The 20105-nt window shown below is 64.6% G+C and carries 19 protein-coding genes and 1 pseudogene; 9 read left to right on the top strand and 11 right to left on the bottom strand.

Annotated elements, in window-relative coordinates:
- Window positions 1-18: 18 nt before the first annotated feature.
- The 5 genes from CJ177_RS30290 (at window position 19) to CJ177_RS30265 (ending at window position 4931) form a co-directional block, all read left to right on the top strand.
- Window positions 19-1449: an aromatic amino acid lyase gene (locus CJ177_RS30290; protein ID WP_061040958.1), complete on the top strand. Its 1431-nt coding sequence runs from the start codon at window positions 19-21 to the stop codon at window positions 1447-1449.
- Window positions 1450-1485: 36 nt separating this feature from the next.
- Window positions 1486-2733 carry an FAD-binding oxidoreductase gene (locus CJ177_RS30285; RefSeq protein WP_095869311.1) on the top strand — a complete coding sequence of 416 codons (1248 nt, stop codon included), beginning with the start codon at window positions 1486-1488 and terminating at the stop codon, window positions 2731-2733.
- Window positions 2734-2827: 94 nt separating this feature from the next.
- Complete coding sequence (locus CJ177_RS30280) at window positions 2828-3532, top strand: hypothetical protein (RefSeq protein ID WP_095869310.1); 705 nt, start codon at window positions 2828-2830, stop codon at window positions 3530-3532.
- A 179-nt stretch (window positions 3533-3711) separates the two neighbouring features.
- Entirely contained in the window at window positions 3712-4101 is a 390-nt protein-coding gene (locus CJ177_RS30275) for a YciI family protein (RefSeq protein ID WP_095869309.1), read from the top strand.
- Window positions 4102-4295: 194 nt separating this feature from the next.
- Entirely contained in the window at window positions 4296-4931 is a 636-nt protein-coding gene (locus tag CJ177_RS30265) for a GyrI-like domain-containing protein (protein ID WP_095869308.1), read from the top strand.
- Between the two features lie 90 nt (window positions 4932-5021).
- Here the strand turns inward: CJ177_RS30265 and dapA are convergent, their stop codons facing one another.
- Window positions 5022-5927, bottom strand: coding sequence for a 4-hydroxy-tetrahydrodipicolinate synthase (gene dapA / locus CJ177_RS30260; RefSeq protein ID WP_005242818.1), 906 nt, complete (start codon window positions 5925-5927; stop codon window positions 5022-5024).
- A 54-nt stretch (window positions 5928-5981) separates the two neighbouring features.
- Entirely contained in the window at window positions 5982-6134 is a 153-nt protein-coding gene (locus CJ177_RS47505) for a hypothetical protein (protein WP_179443306.1), read from the bottom strand.
- 421 nt (window positions 6135-6555) lie between these two features.
- Here CJ177_RS47505 and CJ177_RS49445 point away from each other — a divergent pair, with 421 nt between their 5' ends.
- Window positions 6556-6681: a hypothetical protein gene (locus tag CJ177_RS49445; protein ID WP_373560059.1), complete on the top strand. Its 126-nt coding sequence runs from the start codon at window positions 6556-6558 to the stop codon at window positions 6679-6681.
- A gap of 306 nt (window positions 6682-6987) precedes the next feature.
- Window positions 6988-7620 (top strand): hypothetical protein, encoded by a 633-nt coding sequence (locus tag CJ177_RS30250; protein ID WP_095869307.1) that lies wholly within the window; start codon window positions 6988-6990, stop codon window positions 7618-7620.
- 79 nt (window positions 7621-7699) lie between these two features.
- On the opposite strand, the gene CJ177_RS30245 is transcribed toward CJ177_RS30250, so the two are convergent.
- From CJ177_RS30245 to CJ177_RS30230, 4 genes and pseudogenes are all read right to left on the bottom strand, one after another.
- Window positions 7700-9940 (bottom strand): NADP-dependent isocitrate dehydrogenase, encoded by a 2241-nt coding sequence (locus CJ177_RS30245; protein WP_095869306.1) that lies wholly within the window; start codon window positions 9938-9940, stop codon window positions 7700-7702.
- Window positions 9941-10264: 324 nt separating this feature from the next.
- Window positions 10265-11137, bottom strand: coding sequence for an LLM class F420-dependent oxidoreductase (locus CJ177_RS30240; RefSeq protein WP_005242824.1), 873 nt, complete (start codon window positions 11135-11137; stop codon window positions 10265-10267).
- A gap of 55 nt (window positions 11138-11192) precedes the next feature.
- Window positions 11193-11477: pseudogene (locus CJ177_RS48455) on the bottom strand (MmgE/PrpD family protein); the annotation flags it as partial.
- A 579-nt stretch (window positions 11478-12056) separates the two neighbouring features.
- Complete coding sequence (locus CJ177_RS30230) at window positions 12057-12398, bottom strand: YciI family protein (RefSeq protein WP_005242830.1); 342 nt, start codon at window positions 12396-12398, stop codon at window positions 12057-12059.
- 239 nt (window positions 12399-12637) lie between these two features.
- Between CJ177_RS30230 and CJ177_RS30225 the strand changes: the two genes are divergently transcribed.
- Both CJ177_RS30225 and CJ177_RS30220 read left to right on the top strand, forming a co-directional pair.
- Window positions 12638-13165, top strand: coding sequence for a hypothetical protein (locus CJ177_RS30225; protein WP_095869305.1), 528 nt, complete (start codon window positions 12638-12640; stop codon window positions 13163-13165).
- A gap of 556 nt (window positions 13166-13721) precedes the next feature.
- A complete protein-coding gene (locus tag CJ177_RS30220; RefSeq protein WP_037179746.1) occupies window positions 13722-14321 on the top strand; it encodes a glyoxalase in 600 nt (199 codons plus the stop codon).
- A 413-nt stretch (window positions 14322-14734) separates the two neighbouring features.
- On the opposite strand, the gene CJ177_RS30215 is transcribed toward CJ177_RS30220, so the two are convergent.
- From CJ177_RS30215 to CJ177_RS30195, 5 genes are all read right to left on the bottom strand, one after another.
- Window positions 14735-15013 (bottom strand): hypothetical protein, encoded by a 279-nt coding sequence (locus CJ177_RS30215; RefSeq protein WP_061698637.1) that lies wholly within the window; start codon window positions 15011-15013, stop codon window positions 14735-14737.
- A gap of 159 nt (window positions 15014-15172) precedes the next feature.
- Complete coding sequence (locus CJ177_RS47500) at window positions 15173-15313, bottom strand: hypothetical protein (RefSeq protein ID WP_025432798.1); 141 nt, start codon at window positions 15311-15313, stop codon at window positions 15173-15175.
- A gap of 794 nt (window positions 15314-16107) precedes the next feature.
- Window positions 16108-16878, bottom strand: coding sequence for an SDR family NAD(P)-dependent oxidoreductase (locus CJ177_RS30205; protein ID WP_061698638.1), 771 nt, complete (start codon window positions 16876-16878; stop codon window positions 16108-16110).
- 101 nt (window positions 16879-16979) lie between these two features.
- A complete protein-coding gene (locus CJ177_RS30200; RefSeq protein ID WP_095869303.1) occupies window positions 16980-18560 on the bottom strand; it encodes an APC family permease in 1581 nt (526 codons plus the stop codon).
- A 108-nt stretch (window positions 18561-18668) separates the two neighbouring features.
- A complete protein-coding gene (locus tag CJ177_RS30195) occupies window positions 18669-19979 on the bottom strand; it encodes an MFS transporter (RefSeq protein WP_095869302.1) in 1311 nt (436 codons plus the stop codon).
- Window positions 19980-20105: the final 126 nt, after the last annotated feature.

Raw genomic sequence — 20105 nt, 5'->3', positions numbered from 1 at the left:
TCACTCGGAGGAACCTTCATGACTGTTGTCATCGACAGTAGCGACGACCTGACCCTCGACAACATCGCTCGGGTGGCTTGGATGGGCGAGCCGTGCCGCATCAGCGATCGCGCACTGAGTGTCATCCGGTCCCGTCGACACGAGTTCGTCGATTTCGTCGAACAGAACGCGGATCGACATCTCTACGGAATCACCACCAGACATCATGTCGGCGCGAAATCCGTTCTCGGCGAGGATGGCCGCGCGGAGTTCGCCACCCGACTGCCGTCGACACCCGCCACCGTCGGCCCGCGGCTGCCCGAACGCCTCCTCCGTGCCGTCCTCCTTGCACGGCTCGCCGACGTGCTGAACGGGACCGCGTGCCTGCGGGTGGAAACAGTGCACCGGCTACTGGACCTGCTCGAAACCGACCTCCCACCGGTTCCAGCCCGCGGAAACGGCGAACCAGGCGACATCATTCCCCTGGGACACCTGCTCCGGACCCATTTCGACGGGACCCTCGAGATCGGCGAGGGGATGGCACTCATCAATGGTTCCCCAGTGGCTGCGGCGGCCTTGGGCGACGCAGCACTGGCCGGACGGCATCGCATTACCGTCATGGAACAGATGATGGCGCTGGGCGCGGTGGCGATCCATGCCCCGGCGGCTCACTACGCCCCCGAACTCGAGGCTGCCTGGCGCGACGAACACCAGGCCGAAGCCATACACAACATCCGCCGACTCATCGAGACCGACGACCACTCGTCCGAACTCCCCTATCAAGCGCCGGTGTCCTTCCGCAGTGGGCCCCGCGTCATCGGGTGGGCACGGCGGGCACAGGCAGCCGCCGAAGAATGCGCCGAGATCGCGCTCTCGGCGTCATCGAACAACCCCATCTTCGTCGGCCCGGCAATCCATCCGCCCCTCGGTGCGATCCTGTCGAACGGCGGCTACCACAACCCGCTCGTCGCTCCGAGTCTCGATTCCCTCGCTCGCACGTGGGCCGATGTGTGCCAATTGGTTACGGCCCAGGTCAATCGAATCGTCGAAGATCCCCGAGGGCTTGTGGCTACCGAACCCGAATCCCAGGTCAGCCTGCTGTATATGACGTCAGCAGGATGGGCCGAGGAGGCGCGCGCCGCCGCCACGACGTCGCTGATCGGTCTGGGCGGAGCAGGTCAGACAGACACGGGGACACCCGACCTGCTTGCGTGGCGAAAAGCTCACGATGCCGGTGCAGCACTCGACAACAATCTCGCGGTGCTCGGCGTCGTGTCCAGCCACGCGCTCGCCCGCACGGGACAGGCGGTGCCACCACGGCTCGCGGCACTCAGCCGGCAGATCCTTCAGCGATTCCCCGTCGGAAGCGCGCCTGTCGACTTCGGGACACAACTCGAGTCGGTCGTCGACCTGCTCAGCCGACCCCGAGACGACGCGGCGACGCCCCTTTCCGAATTAGCCAATACCTGAGTTTCTTTCACCGAATCAACACGAAGGGAGAACGATGTGACTGTCGCAGTGATCGGCGGCGGGGTCGTCGGGATGAATGCAGCGTGGAGCCTTCGCCGTCGCGGTGAGGACGTCACGGTCATCGAACGCGGGTCGATCGGCCAGTCGGCTTCCGGCGTCAATGCCGGTTGGATCACTCCGTCCCTGTCGACGCCCCTCGCCTCACCCGGTGTCGTCGGACTTGGGCTCAAACACGCCTTCGACCCGAATGGCGCCTTGTCCATCCGGCCGCGTCTGGACACCGACTGGATCCGTTGGCTGTGGAAGTTCGCCCGCGCCTCCCGGCCCTCGGCGTACGAGATCGGAGTCCGGGCTCTGTTACAGCTCAATAGCCACACTCTCGAGTTGTTCGACGAGTTGCGCGATGACGGTGTCGATTTCGAGATGCACTCGGCCGGGTTGCTCGCACTGGCACAATCCTCCGACGGCCTGGAATGGTTCACCCAGCTGTTCGACCATCTGCTCCCGATGGGCTTCCCGGGCAGCATCGAATACCTGTCCGGTGACGAAGCACGTCAACGGGACACTGCCGTCGGCCCCGGGGTGCGGGTTGCCGCCCACACCTCGATCGACCGACACGTCAACCCGGAATCCCTGCTCCGAGGTCTGCTCGAGAGAGTTACCGAAATGGGCGTCACCGTCCTCCAGCACACAGCCGTGGATGCCGTCACTCCCGTAGGCGCGAGGTGGTCGATACGAACGCCGGACCACTCCTTCGACGTCGATCACGTGGTCATAGCGCTCGGTGCCGCAACACACGCGCTTCTCACTCCCCTGGGCATCCAGTTGCCGATCATCGGAGCCAAGGGGTACTCGATCGACGTCCGGGGAGCCGGCGCCTCCCCACGCCATGCGCTGTACCTGATGGAACCCAAGCTGGGACTGAGCCCTTATCACGACGCGATACGCATCGCCGGTGCATTCGAACTACCTGCCCGCGACGAACGCGTCCCCGAGCGGCGGATCCGCCGCCTCGTGGACCAGGTACACCCGTACTTGGCAGGATGGACTCCGGACGCAGATGTCGGCATTCGCGCCGGCAGGGCCGGATTACGACCGGCCACACCGGACAGCCTGCCGTTCATCGGCCCGGTTCCCGGTCACCGCGGCCTCTACATTGCCGCCGGCCACGGCATGTTGGGGGTCACCCTGGCACCTGCCACAGCTGAGGGGATCGCCGAAATGGTCACCACCCGTCGCATCCCGGAATCGATGCTTCCTTTCCAGTTGGCAGGACGCATCTGATGACAGAATCACGTCCACCACGGTTCGTTGCGGACGCTGCTCCCGCCCGGGACGCACGGACGACCGTAGGGATCGCGACGGAGGACGTATTCGAATGCGACGCGTCGTACGGGTCTTCTGGGGGCCGCGGCCAGAGCCGGCCGAAACGCTGGCAGGACGGTGGCGACAGACGGTGGAGCACGTCACGGAACTGCTGCCGGCGGCTGCGCCACCGGTGCGAGGCGAGTGGCGGCAGGTTCACGCGTCGGGACCGGACACTGCCTGTGCGCCGGACGACCTGACGGCGGTTCTCCTGGACGCGCAGGCCGCTGAAGCGTGGTCGGATCTGACGGGGACCGGATTGCGACTGATGCACACCGGTGCAGACGGGTGGGCAGTGGAACTCTCCGGCGTGGCGGGTGGTGCCCCGCAGTTTCTTATGCAGTCACTGGTGATGACGGTCGACGCGCCCGACGGCGCCGTCGTCCCCGAATCCGAACTGCTCGCGATGCTTGCGTCGGTGTGGGAACCGGACTTCGGTGACGTGAGCGACGACGACATTCTCGATGCCCTCGAAGACGACGCCGGGTTCACCGTCGGCGATCCGGTCGTCGGCCGGTTCGGCTATCTGTCCGCCGCCCGCGCAGTCCTGGTACCCGACGGCCCGGAGGCGGTCCGTCAGGACACGCTGGGCGGCGGCCGGCTTCTGCACATTGCAGCGCCGGGCGACATCGACACGGTTGTTTGCGCATACGGCCGGCTACGGGACGCCGGCGCACTCGCGCCACTGCCACGGCCGCTGGACCGGCCGACACTGTGAGGTGCTGCGTCGCGAGCGCTGTGCACGACGCGCCCGGACACCGTAACTACCAGCCCCCGCACCCGGTTCGGACGAGACCCAGAAAATTCTTCGGGCGGCGTGTCGAGAACTCCTGACTGGCTCCGTCTCCACAATGAACGCGACCACAATGGGCCGCACCACCACCGAGGAGAACCACAATGGCCAAGTATCTTCTGCTCGAGCACTACCGCGGCGCCCCTTCTGCGGTCAACGACGTGCCGATGGACCAGTGGACGCCGGAGGAGATCTCGGCCCACATCCAGTACATGCAAGACTTCGCAGACCGACTCGAAGGCACCGGCGAGTTCGTCGACGGTCAAGCGCTCGCCCCCGACGGGGTGTTCGTCCGCTACGACGGCGAGGGTCGACCACCGGTCACCGACGGCCCCTTTGCCGAGACCAAGGACCTCATCGCCGGCTGGATGATGATCGAGGTCGACAGCTACGAACGGGCCATCGAGCTGGCAGGAGAGCTCTCCGCCGCTCCCGGGGCGGGAGGGCAACCGATCCATGAGTGGCTCGAAGTGCGCCCCGCCCACCCTCACTGACTGACCTCGAGGTCCTTCTCCGGCCCGTACGCCGAAGGTGCTCGCGGATCCTCGGCCGCCGCGGACTCCACCTCGCGGCGGCCGAGACGGAACCGCACCCCCAATCGGCGGGTGGGGTGTTCTCATATTTATCTACTCATCGAGCCTCGTGGAGGCAGAAAGGTGGTGGCTCGCTACGCGAGTCCAGGTGCCCGATGACGGACAAGACCGACTTCAAGAAAACCCTCGCCGCCTACCAGGCCCCACGAGGCGAGTTCCGGATCGTCGATGTGCCCGACATGCAATACCTCATGATCGACGGTCACGGCGACCCCAACACCTCACCGGCATTCAGCGACGCCGTCGAAGCGCTCTACCCCCTCGCGTACAAACTGAAGTTCGCCAGCAAGCGTGAGCTCGGCCGCGACTACGTCGTTCCTCCGCTGGAGGGCTTGTGGTGGGCCGAGGACATGGACTCCTTCACCGCGGTGCGGGACAAGTCGCGATGGGACTGGACGACGATGATCATGACCCCGAACTGGGTCGACGAGGCCATGTTCACCACCGCGGTCGACAAGGCCGGTGCCAAGAACCGCCCGGCACGTCTGGACGACGTCCGACTCGAGGCGCTGAGCGAAGGGCGGTGCGTGCAGACACTGCACGCCGGCTCCTTCGACGACGAAGCAGCTGTGCTCGCACAACTGCACGAAGATTTCATCCCCAGCAACGGACTTCGTTTGTCCGGCAAGCACCACGAGATCTACCTCAACGACTTCCGCAAGATCACGCCCGAAAAGCACCGCACCATCCTCAGACAACCAATCACCACCGGTGCCGCCTCCGACACCTGACAACCACGTCGACCCGTGCGGTGCCGCCACGTAGCAGCATGTGTGGCCGGAACGTCGGCGTCGACAGGCCTGAGTGCATGCTCAGCTCGATCAGTGCAGCAACCCCGAAGCGAGCAGCCCTTTCCGTAACGCCTCGTACTCGCCGTCGTCGAGGGCAAGTAGCGGGGAGCGCACGGTTCTGTTCTGCAGCACACCGAGCAACTGCAGTGCCCCCTTGACTGTCGTCGCGCCGTAATTGGGAACACCCATGACCGCACGCAACGCCGGCTGCAGGCGTGCATTGATCTCCCGTGCAGTTTCGACATTTCCCGAGAAGAAGGCGTCAATCATCGTGCGGATCTCGTCACCTGCCACGTGACCGAGCACAGAGACAACCCCGCACGCCCCATACGCCAGGAAACCCAGAGTGAGGCTGTCGTCTCCCGAGTAGACCGCATAGCCCAATTCGCGCAACATGATCGCCTGAGTGGGGTCTCCAGCGGCATCCTTCACCGCCACCACGGACGGCCACTCCGCCATCGTCTCGAATGTCGACGGTGCCAGCTTGGTACCGGCCCGGCCGGGAATGTCGTAGACCATGACAGGAGCATCGACTGCCTCCACTACGTATCGAAAGTGCTGCAGTACACCGCCCTGGCTCGGCTTGTTGTAGTACGGCGTCACCAGCAGCAGCCCGTCGGCACCGTGCATGACAGCCTGCCTCGCCAATTCCAGCGTGTGCCGTGTGTCGTTCGTTCCCACCCCGGCAATGATCTTCGCGCGATCGCCCACCGCGTCCTTGACCACTCGCAAGATCCGACCATCCTCGGCGGTGGTAGTCGTGGCTGCCTCACCGGTCGTCCCCGAGACGACAAGGCCGTCGTGCCCATGATCGACCAGATGTAGAGCGATCCGAGCAGTCGCCTCCTCGTCGATCTCGCCATCCACGGTGAACGCCGTAGCCATCGCTGTGAGAACGCGCCCGAACGGAGCCACCGGCGCTGACGAATCGGTCATCGCCCTAGTGTATGCGCGACGAACCGGCGACAACCCTGACGTGACATCCCCCGGTCACTCGCCGGGAGGGGTTCGGCGTTCGAGCAGCTCAGCGAGCTCGGCGATGGTGATCTCGACGGTACCGAACAGGGGATCACCATCCATGGCGGCACGGGCGACAGCCCGGCCCAGACGTTCTGTGAGGTCGGCATGCAGCTGATCAGTCATAACTCATCAGTCTCCAGGAAAACCCGCGCCGTGTGGCCGATTCCTGCCTCCCGCGGGCCGTCCCGATTCCGCCGCCATCGGCAACTCCGAATTGCGCAGAGCCAATGAGACATTGACGGCGTCAGCGCAACCGGGCAGTGACCGTCGACTACATCGAAGTTCGCCGGTTCAACGAAACTCGCCGAAACAATGCCAATCGGTCGGTTTCTGGCCCCGACGGGGTGCTGCCACCCGTCCGCGACGTCCTCAGCGCCGGTCAATCACTGTACGAGACAGGCGAGATACAACCGGGCACCACGACCCAGTCGGTGAGCGACGTTCCCGACGGCTCCTACGTCGCACCGGCCTCGTGCTCGCGCACCGATACCGACCCGGCCATGTGGGTCTCCGACTACCCCGGCATCGAGGATTACCTGGCTCAATGGCCGGCACGAAGTTCACCGTGCAGCAAGTCTCCACGGTCGTCATCGTGCCCAGCGTCGACCCCACACCTCCCGCCGCCGACAACGCCAACCTCGACGACCTCGGCACCATCTTCGGCAGCTAATCCCCACCAGCACAACACAACACAACACACCCGACCGCACCCGAACCGGGCGCGGTCGGGCACACCACAGGCAGTCCGCGAAGGAGTGATCAACGACGTTCGAGAAATTCTCCGACCAAGCCCGCCGGGTGCTCGTCCTCGCCGCCGACGCCGCCCGCACACACCACCACGACTCCGCCTCCACTTGCCCAGCAACCCACCCCAGGGCCCACCCACCGTATCCCCATCCGGCTCAGCGACGACGAATACACCCCGCGCCCACGCCTCGCACGGTTGAGGTCCGCACACGCCGGGTACCCACCGGTCATGACCACCGAGCACCTGCCGCGCCGCTGTGCCCCGCGGACCGAGGATTACCCCGCCGTTGGGATAGTCGCGGCCCGCGAAGCCCAGCTGATGCGGACGCTGGGTCGGGCGGTGAACATCCTCTCGGCCGCTGACGTGCCGTTCGCGGTCGGCGGGGACTGCGCCGTCCACGCCCGTGGCGGACCGCCGGCCGAGCACCAGGTGACCATCATCGCCTCGGACGAACACCTGACCGAGGCACGGACCGCGTTGGCTGCGGGTGGGATGCGGTCCATCGCTTCCTCCCGCCTCGGGTCACGGCAGGTCGTCGGCGGTGATCTCCGGGTCACCCTGCTGCATCCGGCCGGTACCACCGGGACCGGGGAGGGACTCCTCGAGCGGGCCGAGAGGATGCGGATCGGGCAGATCTGGGCACCGGTCCTCAGCGGAACCGATCTGATGATCGACAAACTCCGTCGCCTCGGTTCCCATCGGTGTGACTTCGTGCCGATGCTGCCCGTCGCCCGCGCTTTGCGCGAGCAGGTCGACTGGCCCACCGTGGCGGGGGCCACTGCCGACCTCCCCTGTGCCCGGGCATTTTTGGGGCTGCTCGACGACCTGGCGGTCACAGGGTCGCTGGAGGGGCGGCCCTGACCCACAAGGGCCAGGGCCCTGCCCCGCACCAGTGTTCGACCCGTGCACAGTTCACGAACGGCGGTTCAGTGGTTCGGGCTCACTGTTGCGCGGCCGCCAGCGTGGTGTTCAAAGTCTTGCTCGGCCTCATCACGGCGTCGGCCTTCTCGCTGTCCGGCTGGTAGTAGCCGCCGATGTCAACCGACGAGCCCTGCACCTCGATGAGCTCCCGCACGATGGTCTCCTCGTTTTCGGTCAACGCCTCGGCAAGCGTGGCGAAACGTTCCGCCAGTTCCTTGTCCTCGGTCTGCGCGGCGAGTTCCTGTGCCCAGTACAACGCGAGGTAGAACTGGCTGCCCCGGTTGTCGAGCTCGCCGGTCTTGCGCGACGGGTTCTTGTTCTCGTCCAGCAGCTTGCCGGTCGCCGCGTCGAGCGTCGTGGCCAGGATCTTGGCGTGCTCGTTGCCGGTCTTGATGCCGAGATCTTCCAGGCTGACGGCCAACGCCAGGAACTCACCGAGCGAATCCCATCGCAGGTGATTCTCCTCCACCAGCTGCTTGACGTGCTTGGGCGCCGACCCACCGGCGCCCGTCTCGTACATGCCACCGCCGGCCATCAGCGGCACGATCGACAGCATCTTGGCGCTGGTGCCGAGTTCCAGGATCGGGAACAGGTCGGTGAGGTAGTCGCGCAGGATGTTGCCGGTCGCGGCGATGGTGTCCATGCCGCGGATCAGCCGCTCCAGCGTGTAGCGCATCGAGCGCACCTGCGACATGATCTGGATGTCGAGGCCCTCGGTGTCATGATCCTGCAGGTACAGCTCGACCTTCTTGATCAGCTCGTTCTCGTGCGGGCGGTACGGGTCGAGCCAGAACAGCACCGGCATGCCGGAGTTGCGTGCCCGGGTGACCGCGAGCTTGACCCAGTCGCGGATCGGCGCGTCCTTGACGGTGCACATGCGCCAGATGTCACCAGCCTCGACGTGCTGGGTGAGCAGCACCTCACCGGTCTCGACGTCCACGAAGTTGGCGTCGCCGTCCTCCGGAATCTCGAAGGTCTTGTCGTGCGAGCCGTACTCCTCGGCCTTCTGCGCCATGAGCCCGACGTTGGGGACAGTGCCCATGGTCGTCGGGTCGAACGCGCCGTTGGTTTTACAGAAGTTGATGATCTCCTGGTAGATGCGCGCGAAAGTGGATTCCGGCATCACCGCCTTGGCGTCCTTGAGTCGCCCGTCGGCGCCGTACATCATGCCGCCCGAGCGGATCATCGCGGGCATCGAGGCGTCCACGATGACGTCGCTGGGCGAATGGAAGTTCGAGATTCCGCGGGCGGAGTCGACCATGGCCAATTCGGGACGGTGCTCATGGCAGTCGTGCAGGTCCTGAATGATCTCCTCGCGCTGCGTGCTGGGCAGCGTCTCGATCTTGTCGTAGAGGTCGACGAGACCGTTGTTGACGTTGACGCCCAGTTCGTCGAACAGCGTCTGATGCTTGGCGAAGGCGTCCTTGTAGAAGGTCTTCACCGCGTGGCCGAAGACGATGGGGTGCGAGACCTTCATCATCGTCGCCTTGACGTGGAGGGAGAACATCACGCCCGTCTTGCGCGCATCCTCCATCTGCTCCTCGTAGAAGTCGAGCAAGGCCTTCTTGCTCATGAACATGCTGTCCATGATGTCGCCCTCGCCCAGGGTCAGCCCCTCCTTGAGGGCGATCGTCTCGCCGCTGTCGGTCACCAACTCCATCCGGACCGTGCGCTGCCGGTCCAGTGTCATCGACTTCTCGCCGTGGTAGAAGTCGCCGTGCCGCATGTGCGCGACGTGGCTGCGCGAGGCCATCGACCACTCACCCATGCTGTGCGGGTGCTTGCGGACGTACTCCTTCACCGCCCGGGGTGCGCGGCGGTCGGAGTTGCCCTCACGCAGGACCGGGTTGACCGCACTGCCGAGGATCCTGCCGTAGCGCTGCCGGATATCGCGTTCCTCGTCGGTCTTGGGGGCTTCCGGAAAGTCCGGAATCTGGTAGCCCTTGCCCTGCAGTTCCTTGATGGCGGCCAGGAGCTGCGGCACAGACGCGCTGATGTTCGGCAGCTTGATGATGTTGGTCTCGGGCAGTTGTGTCAGCCGACCCAGCTCGGCCAAGTTGTCCGGGACGCGCTGCTCTTCGGTGAGGCGGTCGGGGAACTCGGCCAGGATCCGCGCCGGTACCGAGATGTCGCTGGACTCGACCTCGATGCCCGCGGCACCGGCGAAGGTGCGCACGATCGGCAGGAAGGCGTAGGTCGCGAGTAACGGCGCCTCGTCGGTCAGCGTATAGATGATGGTTGGATGCTTATCGGCGCTCATGGTTGTTCTCCCGCGTCAGTTCGTTCCGAGGTCGATAGGCTCCTCGTGAGGCTATCGGTCTCGCGTCGAGTCCAGGTTAGGTGCGACATCATCAGAGCATATTCAAGCGCCCTGTTTTGATTCACTTCGACCACTTTGGTTCACCATGCGAACACTCCGCGGTCAAGTGCTCATCGGTCGCGTTCACCGGGACCAGGCTGCGCGCCTCGACGTCCAGTTTCCGTTCACCATCGGCCTCGCCGAAGCTTCGCCACCATGCACTCCACCGAGGCCCGGCGGCGCTACCGCGGACGACCGGATCCGGCGATCCGTGCGTCGCAGGCGTCACCAGTCCGCGATCACCGGAACCACGCGCTCGCCCAAGATCTCGAGGGGCGTGATCGACGCGACCTGCGGCACCCATCCGTGAACGTGGGTGACTCCCAGCTTCGACAAGTCCTCGAGTTGACTCAGAAGGCTGTCCACGTTCTGTCCGCCCGCACCCGGGTCGAGTGGGAACATCACGGTCTTCTCGATGGCGTCGTAGTCGGTTCCGAGAGCGTCGCAGTGGCTCTTCAGCACCTCCAATTTGTGCTCGACCTCGGGTCCACCGAACAGGTTGCAGGCCTGCGCGTACTGCGCGACCAGCCGAAGCGTCTTCTTCTCGCCCCCGCCGCCGATCAGAATTGGCGGGTGTGGGCGCCGGAGCGACTGCGGCACATTCATCGTTCGGCCGAGCTGGTAGTGCGTTCCCTCGAACGGTCCGTCGTTCTCGCTCCACATCTGCAGGCAGATCTGCAGTGTTTCCTCCAACCGTTCGAAGCGTTCGGCCGTGGGCGGGAAGTGGAGCCCGAGTCCCACACTCTCGTCCTCGTTCCAGGCGGCGCCGATTCCCAGGTACGCACGACCCTCGGACAGGACGTCGAGCGTGGTCACGGCCTTGGCAAGAAGGCCTGGCTCGCGGTAGACAGTCGCGGTGACCCAGGCCAGCAAGTCCACCTTCTTCGTGACGGCAGCGAGGTAACCGAGAGTGGTGTAGGCCTCGAGCATCTCGGTGTCGATCGGTCCCACCGGTTCGATCTGCCAGAGATGATCCATGACGCTGATCTTGGAGAAACCCACGTCCTCGGCGGTGACGGCAATGCGAGACAAGTCGTGTGCGAGGCCCGACGGGCCGTCCGGAAAGGTGAAGTCGGCGATGTGCAGTCCAAGTTCCATAGCTCCACGTTAGGCTTGTCGCCGACGACTACCCAGGGATCGTCAGTACCACCTTGGCCTCCCCGACAGCCTGGTAGATGGTCTCGGTGTCGAGTCCGAGGAGGGTTGCGATTTCTGTGGCTGCGGACGGTCCGAGGTATGCGACGTGGTCGATCTTGTACTCGCGCAGCGATTTGCACGGATGAGCGCGATCTGGAGCTCCTTACCAGTGGCAGCCCGTGAATCAGATCCCGGCCGGCGCGTCCTGCGTGCCGCGCGACGGCGAGAATCCGGAGGATCGGCCACCCGGGGGGGTGACGAAGGTGTCGTGAAAGTCGAGGCGCGGAACAGCGACGCCGTTGGTCCGTGGCCGCGCCAGGCATCATCCGGCCCGTCATCAGCACGCGCAGCGACGTCACCGCACCCAGCATGTACCGGAACCGGGCCTTCGTCATTCCGAAGTTCCCAAGGATCTCCTGCTCTGCAGCATCCCCGAATGGCGTCCACCTGCAAAGGAATTCGATGAGGCGTTCCGCCTCGGGGTCAGCATGCTTGCGCTTGCGGTCGACTTCGATCCAGGCGACGACGTCCGAGAACGCCCGGATCGGGTGCTCGCGGACAAGGGATACCCGTCGAAGGCGAATCGGGCGTGGCTGCGGGATCGCCGCGACGCTCCCCGAGCGTGACGACCAGATCGCTCACCGCCGCAGGAATCCACGGCCGATCGACTTCGGCCACGAGCAAAAGGAGCGCTACACGGCTTCGGGCGAATGATGGACCTGGCCCCGGGAAGTCGTCGTGAACGGATCCAGCGCCCCGAGCGAGCGAACCGGTCGCGGCGCCGTGGCGTCTGTGCCGGTCTCGCCACCTGTGGATGGCGTCGAGGCAAGAAGGGGATCTGGCCGAGGCCGAAGGCGATTGCCCAAGAGGTCGAATCCCGTCAGCTGGCGGGGTCGTAATGGAACGCGCGCACCTCCTGCGCGCACCGGCAGGCAACCGCGAGCTTCGCAGCCCATTCCAGTGCCGCCTCGCGGGAGGGCAACTCCAATATCGCGTAGCCGCCTTCGAGCTGCTTCGTCTGCGGGTACGTGCCCTCCGTCACCGTGCCATCCCCATCGACCAGGACAGGCGGAACGCTCTCGTCGATTCCACCGCCGAATACCCAGACGCCGGCGTCCTTCGCCTCCTCCACCACCGCGTGCGACGCATCCGACGCTGCCTGCAGATCCTCGTCGGGAAAGTCCATGGCACCACTCGGGAACGAGATCAGGTACTTCGTCATCGCGTCACTCCTTCTTCGCACGTCAGGGATCGGACCCATCCTCGCCGACACGGGCGGGGCGCGCACAAGAATGCTCGCCCACCCCCAACGGGCGGAACAAGCCGTCTCCACGACCACGCTCACCGCGCCCGAGCGCCGGTTGCTTTCTGCGTGTCCAAGGTGTCAGCGTGTCAGCAGACGTTCCCGTCGGCCGGCCAATACACCCCGTACACCGCCGAAGCCTGTGATTCAATCTCGTCATGCGCAAGTCACTGCTGGTAGTCGCGTTGATCGCGTCCGGGACAGTTGTCGGGGCCATACCCGCGGGGGCGGCACCGACGCAGCCGTCCTGGTCGGGTGAGTACTCGGTGAAGCGCTTCGCCGCGACGAAGGACGGTACGAGTTTGGCCGCGCGGCAGTGGGAGCCCGACTTCGCCGATACGTACAGATTCGAGACGAGTTGCACGGACGACGCCTGCGTAGCAACCGTGACCGATGGGCCAACGCCAGCCAACCCGACACTGCCGCTACCGCCGCAGTACACCTGGGACGGGACCAGCTGGGTCCACACCTACGACTGGGAGTGGGACTGCTACCAAGGCGAGGGTGTACCGAAGGTGTGGGCACCGGCGCACTCGGTTGCGTACTACACACCGCAATCCGACGGGACGCTGACCGGTTCCTGGCGTACCGACATCGACAGCGGCCCGTGCGAGGGCTCGGTGATCATGGATGTCGCGGCCTACCCCGTCGAGCCGCCTCCCGGACCGTTCGGCAGCAGTTCATAGGCCCAGATGGCCTCCGCGGCAATCGCGCCGCCTATCTCACCCTTTCAGGTCGAACCATGTGGTCGGCCTGCAGCGGCGTCAGGAGCCGTTGATCACCAAGTCCAGAAGCCAGACCAGCCACGGTATGCCACCCTCAATTGGCAACTCCCACATCGTCCCTCCCTCCGCTTCGGTGCGGTATGACCGTCATTGTGCCCTACCGTCGCCGGCCCTGCCAGGATCACGTCCCTCGTGGGTCATGAGCCGATGCCACTGACAACACAACGGCAGCAGCACCCTGCTCACCCGCACAGGATCGGGGTGGCGATCGCCCGCGTCGCCCCGCGCTGTCGATCTCCACCGACCTCGATCACGACGCCCCGAACTGCACCCGTTCCGCGCCGTGCTCGTCGAGCAGCCGCAAGAGCCACCCCCACCCTCGAGCTCGATATGCACGCGCTAGGAAAACGCATTCACGCGCGCACCCTCAGGGCACTCACGCATGTAGCAAGTATGGAGCGCAGACTGATCAGGAATCGAGAAGCGCCTACCCATGGGCCGCATTACCGTCACTCGCATGAACATCGAATCCCTCACCCTCGAAACCCCCGACCCCACCACCGTGAAAGCCTTCCACGCCGCACTCGGCGTAGATGAACACATCAGTGCCCGCGACACTGACGCACCGACCACCGGCTTCCGCGGTTACACCCTCTCGCTCGTCGTGTCCCAGCCGAACATCGTCGACGCCTACGTCGGAGCTGCACTCGAAAATGGCGGCACCGCAATCAAACCGGTCAAGAAGAGCTTGTGGGGATACGGCGGCGTCGTGCAGGGCCCCGACGGAACGCTCTGGAAAGTCGCGACATCGTCGAAGAAGAACACCGGGCCGGCCACCCGGCACATCGAGGACCTCGTCCTGCTGCTCGGCGTCGAAGACGTCAAGATCAGCAAGCAGTTCTACCTCGACCACGGGCTGGAAGTCACACGAAGCTTCGGTCGCAAATACGTCGAGTTCGCCACCGGCCCGAACGTCAAGCTCGCGCTCTACGGGCGCCGTGCCCTCGCGAAGGACGCCGGCGTCTCCCCTGACGGCACCGGCGCCCACCGGATCGTCATCAGCAGCGACGCCGAACCCTTCACCGACCCCGACGGCTTCACATGGCAGACAGTGTGAATCGGAGACCTCTCACCGCCACCGCGGCAGGGTAACGACACTGACCACCCCACTCATCCAGTTGGGCCGACACGGGAAAAACATGTGTGGCGTGGATCACATCGCTGCAACGCGACCGGCTGGCCGATCTACCATTTCCTCGCGCCAGTACACACCACGTACAGGTCGCCGATGCAATCTCCAACGCCCGGGAAGACATTGGCCAGAGCGCGGCCGCGTCCTGTTGCACGTCCCGGCGAGGCCCGGCCGGAGCGGAGAACACTCCGACCGGGCCGCTTCGGCTCACCGGGGGCTTCGCCGCACCCCCGGACGATCTCAGGACGCGTATGTCACGGCAGCCGAGAGGTTTCAGATTCCGGAGACACGCGAGGCTGGACAGCGAACCAGTCGTGCGGTCCCGGTCCGTGCCGTCCTCACCCGATACAGACCAGGATGCCCACGACCACTACTGCGACCAGCGAGGCGCCGCCGCAGATCAGCCACGCCCGCGTTGCGAGCTGCCGCCACTGATCGCACCGACCCGCCACTTCCGCGACCGCGACCGATCGCCCCAGGTCCGTATCGGGCGCCTGCGACTCCGAGAGGCGGCGGGCCTTCGCATCCGCCCATGCCGCCACACCGAACGAGACGGGAACCACCAGCACCGCAACCACGAGTAGGCCAACCATCGCACCCATACCCGTCCCAAACATTCCAGTTCCTTCCACACCACACGACGCCCGTCACAGGTGCCGTTCATCGATCACCCGGACCCACGGGCTCAACACCCCCGTCAGCTATATCGTCGAAATGCTGCCTGGTGTTGCACTCCGAACTACCGGCACCGGCGAAGGACCACAAGTCACGCGCGCCTACACGCCCGGTACGGGGAAGTTCCACATCGCCAGGAAAATTACGCCCATGACCAGTCCGGCGCACACAACGGTGCCAACGACACTGACACGCAACGCATCCAGTAAATCGGACCCCAGTTTTTTGCTGATCCGTGCCATTACACTCTTCCTTCACGTGCCGAGATTCCGGCCGCCACGACGGTGACGGTGCACCACACACAATCGTCCGACTTCGATACCTGCACAACGGCCGAATCACCTACACCCATACCCGCTTTTGGGCCCCAGACAGGGGTTTGACCACATCTCATTCCCGATTACCACGCTTCGCGAGAAAATCATGTTGTGTTCTACATCACACCGCGAGCGGGGATCTACTCGCCCGATGGTCGTCATCGACACTGGTCTGCGAGCAGCTCGTCGCCTGGCTCGATTCCGCGGAGCAGCTCCGAGCGACTGCCGAACATGCTGTGGCACAGCAGCATCGGCTGGTCATACGCAGAATTTTCACTTGATCAATCGAGAAACTCAGCCGATACCGCATACACGCGCCGCACACTCACGCCGATCGGAAGTCGGCAGCGCCAGCCACGTCACGCATGCGCCTCAGACGGCCCCGAAATTACACTTACTGGTCGGTAATCCCGAGGCGAGGAAATTTGTGCAATGGCGTGGATCACACTCCCTGGACTTCCATGCCCCGGCTCACGAAGATCACTAATGCGCCGCTCGTTACTACGCGCGGTTTGTCCGTGTAGCGCCCCTGCCAGCTGACACCGATCGTTGGCGGGGGCTGCGCTTGGCTGCGCCACAAGATATCCGGTCCGAGCTCACAGCACTGAAGTAGACGTGACACATCACATCACGTCGACATGGCGTTCGTCCTGCATTTTCGGTAGTGGCGCACGATGCCTTCTGTGCTTCGCGCGCTGCGTCAGGCGGCCCAATTCTCTTTAAAGCATCGGCTGGCGGGTCAGTGTGCCGCCATCGACAGTGATGGTTTGCCCCGTGATGTAACTGGCATCCTCGGAGATAAGGAAGGCCACCACTGATGCGATCTCCTCCGGCATGCCGAGTCGTCGCATCGGTACGTATCGTGCGATGACCTCATCGGATAGGTCGGCGACCAACGGATCAACCATCGGTGTTCGTATGCATCCGGGCGCAACGCAGTTGACCCTGATGTTTTCATCGGCCCACTCAATGGCGCTGGTCTGCGTCAGAGATATCAGCCCGGCTTTCGAGGCGTTGTAGGGTGCGAAGTCGGCTTCGGCCGCCAGCGCGTTGACCGAGGCGATGTTGACGATCGAACCGCCGCCGGTGGACCGCATCGAACGCGCAGCCGCAGCAGAGGTGAGTGCCGCACCGCGCAAGTTGTTGTGCAAAGTGGTGTCCCATCGCTCGGCCGTCATGTCAACCATGGCGATCGGCTCGTAGATTCCGGCATTATTGACGAGATAATCGACCCCGCCGAACAGATCGAGGCACCGACCGACAATGCTGTTGCCTACGTCCGGATCCGCCAGATCGGCAGCCATTCCGGCAACGTGACCGTTGTGCTGGTTCAGCTTCGCAGCCACCGCATTGACCTGGTCTGTATGGCGTGAGCAGATCAGCACCCGGTAGCCCCGCCGTGCAAATAACTCTGCGCAAGCGTAACCGATCCCCTTGGTACCTCCGGTGATGACAGCGCGGCGGTCCACACTGGTTTCCGAGTTGTTCACAGTTCCTGTCCATTCCTCGCTTGGATGAATTTGGCAACCGCCGGCGCGGGCCGCATCGTTCTTCCGTACACGCGGCCAGCCGCGAAATGCGCTGCGCCGGATCAGGTGTCGCGGTCGGTGAATGCCTGTACCGGCCGCACGATCGATGCCTGTTCCTGTCGAGCGTTGGAACGGTCGGCAGCGTTGTCGACTATCCCGTCGTAGACGGTCGTAGCACCCGTTGTCGCGCGCATCTCGTGTTCGAGGGCGAGAGCGTCGGCACCCTGGGGCATCGCCGGAGCGGGAAGCCTCCACACCAGTGGAACCTTGTCCTGGACGACGCGTCGATAGGCATAGAGCGCAACGGACACCAGCAGGATGCACACGGCGATCACAGACTCTCGGGTGCCGCCGTAGCCCAGTAGGGAGGGATTGAGAACACCGACCACGGTGATGAAGATGTTGAACGCGACCAGAACTGCCACGACGGGTATCCATGTGCGGTGTCGTCTGATCGGCCGCGGCCAATGGGGACGGTCCTTGCGCAGCAACAGGAATGCCGACAGTCCCAGGATGATCGACAGCAGGTAGCCGAGGTTGCTTGCCAGCAAGATACTCACAGGGTGGCCCACCAGGACCATGACGGTCGCGTTGAGGAGCACGTCCAGGGTCAGGGACCGGCCAGGCACACCCCAACGGTTGACCCAGTCGAGTTGTTTGATGGTCATGCCTTCCTGCGCAAGCCCGAAGAGGGCGCGGCCCCCATCGGCGGTCGTGGAGATGATCCCGACCAGCAACGAGAACGCAATCACGAGGGTTCCGATCCACGACGCACCGCCGAAGGCTTGGCCGAATGCCACGGCGACATAGTTCACCGGGTTGTCCCGGATCGTTCCCTCACCGAGACCACCCGAAAGAGCAGTCGGCACAACGACGAACAGCACGATCATGAACAACGAAATTCGCGACATGGCCTTGGATGTATCGCGGGATGTGTCCTTGTACTCGGGAGCGAACGAAGCAACGATCTCGCCCGCGTAGACCGCCCACGCGGTCACGTAGAACACGACGACCACGGTTTTCCAGTCGCCGGCGACCGACCACGACAGGTTGCTAGTCGACCACTGAATTGACGGGCTGACCAGGCACGCCACCGACACCACGGTGAGACCCACGATCACGAGCAGGCCGAGCACCTTGTTGACCGCCGCACCGAACTTCAAGCCGAAGTAATTGAACGCCCAGGCGAACAGCATGGCACCGAGGGCGAAGAGGTGCTCGAGCCCGAGGTGGTTGCCGAAGATGTCGAAGGCGAGAGTGTTGTCCTGGAACCAGGTCGCCTCGATCAATTCACCGAAGACGACCGCCGCCATCGAGATGGTCAGGGACCAACCGAGCCAGTAGCCGAACGCGGCTACGGCTCCGAGCGGGGCGAAGTACTTCTTCCAACCCTCGATTGCATAGCGTGCGACGCCCCCGGAGTCACGCGGAAACATCGATGCCATCTCGGCAAAGACTTGGCATTGCAGGAAGCTGATCACGGCTCCGATGAACCAGACCGTAATTGCGGTCCACGCGCCGACAACCCCGAGAAGGTAGCCGAATGTCACGAACAACCCAGTGGGTAGGGCAAGCGCAAGGGCCATTCCATCGCGCCAGGTCAGGGTCTTGGCGAGTCGATGATGGTCGACGCTGTCGTTCATCGTTGTGCTCCTTCATGTTTGGTCACTGCATTCTCGAGACTGGCAACGGTGCGCTGACCCGACAGGAGCCCGGATGGCTGAGGGTCCTCATGTTCATCGCGTTGGTGCTCACTCTCCAGCGAATGTGCCGCTGTGGCGACGGGCCGCGACATACAAGACAACGCTGATGACCGACAGAACAGCGGTGTAGACAGGGAAGGTCCACAACAAGTTACGGCTCTGCAGCCAGACGATCAGATAGGACGCGGTGCCACCGAAGGCTGCGACGGCGACGCCGTAGCCCAGCCCGGTGCCGGTTGCCCGGCAGTACTTGGGCATCAGCGACGTGGACACGACGTTGTAGAGCGTCATGTTCGCCGCCAGCAGTACTCCACCGAGCAGCAGGACCACCGTGAAGGTGCGCAAGCCAGGGCCGGCGTACCACAGCATCAGGAAGATCCCGGGGACGACCGCGAGGCGGGTGGCAACGAATGCCCGGGACAGGCGTACCCGGTCGGCGATCCGGCCCGTGATGATCGACCCGACCAGCATGATCACGCCGAGGATGCTGGTGATGGCGAAGATCGTGGTCGGGTTCTCGCCGTAGGTGCCGCGGGCCAGGCTGGGCAAACCGACGTTCCACGCGTAGTTGTAGGCCTGCGCGGCGCCGACGACGAAGATGATCGCGGCCAAGCCCAGCCAATGTCGTCGGACGCCCTCCCAGGTGCCCGACGTGCGTTCGGTCTTTTCCTCCTCCGACAGCGTCTCGGGGAGAGCGCGCCGCAGGTAGAGCACGAAGAAGCTCATCGCGGCGCCGGCCAGCATCGGGACCCGCCAGCCCCACGTCGACATGGCGTCGCCGCCGATGATGTAGCTGGTCGCGAAGCTGACCAGCGAGGCGAGCAGGATGCCGAAGTTCTGGAAGAAGCTGATGTAGCCGGCCGCCCTACCCTCGTGTCCGGCCGGCATCAGTTCCACGGCGTACGCCGTGGACAGTGGCGCCTCGATGCCGGTGGACAGGCCCTGTAGCAGCCGGCATGCCAGCAGCAGGATCCCGGCCCAGACGCCGATCGAGTGGTAGGACGGCAGTAGCGCAATGCTCGAGGTGGTGGCCGCCATGATGCCGACCGACCAAAGCATCACCCGGCGCCGGCCGATGCGGTCGGCGACGTTGCCGAGCAGGACTCCGCCCAACGGCCGGACGCAGAACCCGACCGCGAATACGGCCAGCGCGTCGAGCGTGGACGATACCGGGTCCTGCGACGGGAAGAACTGCGGCCCGATGAACGCGGCGAGGAGGCCGAAGATCATCCAGTCGTACCACTCGAGGGTGTTGCCGAGGCCGAGGCCGAGCATTGCCCTGCGGGTGGACGGCGGGGAGGCTTTTCCGCGTGGCGGTGCCTCCACGGAGTTCGCCGTGGGGTCCTGGGTGTCGGTCATGACGAACTCTCCGGGAATGTCGGGAGGAACCGATTTGGGTGCCTCGGTGGAGTTGTGGGCGCGGAGCCCCCGTTGGGGGGCAATCCCCTCAAAATTGGTGGTGACCTGAGCTGCGTGTGGTCGGTT

The sequence above is a fragment of the Rhodococcus sp. ACPA1 genome (genome assembly GCF_002300195.1).
Lineage (GTDB): Bacteria > Actinomycetota > Actinomycetes > Mycobacteriales > Mycobacteriaceae > Rhodococcus_F > Rhodococcus_F opacus.
This window is presented reverse-complemented; position numbering and strand designations above follow the sequence as displayed.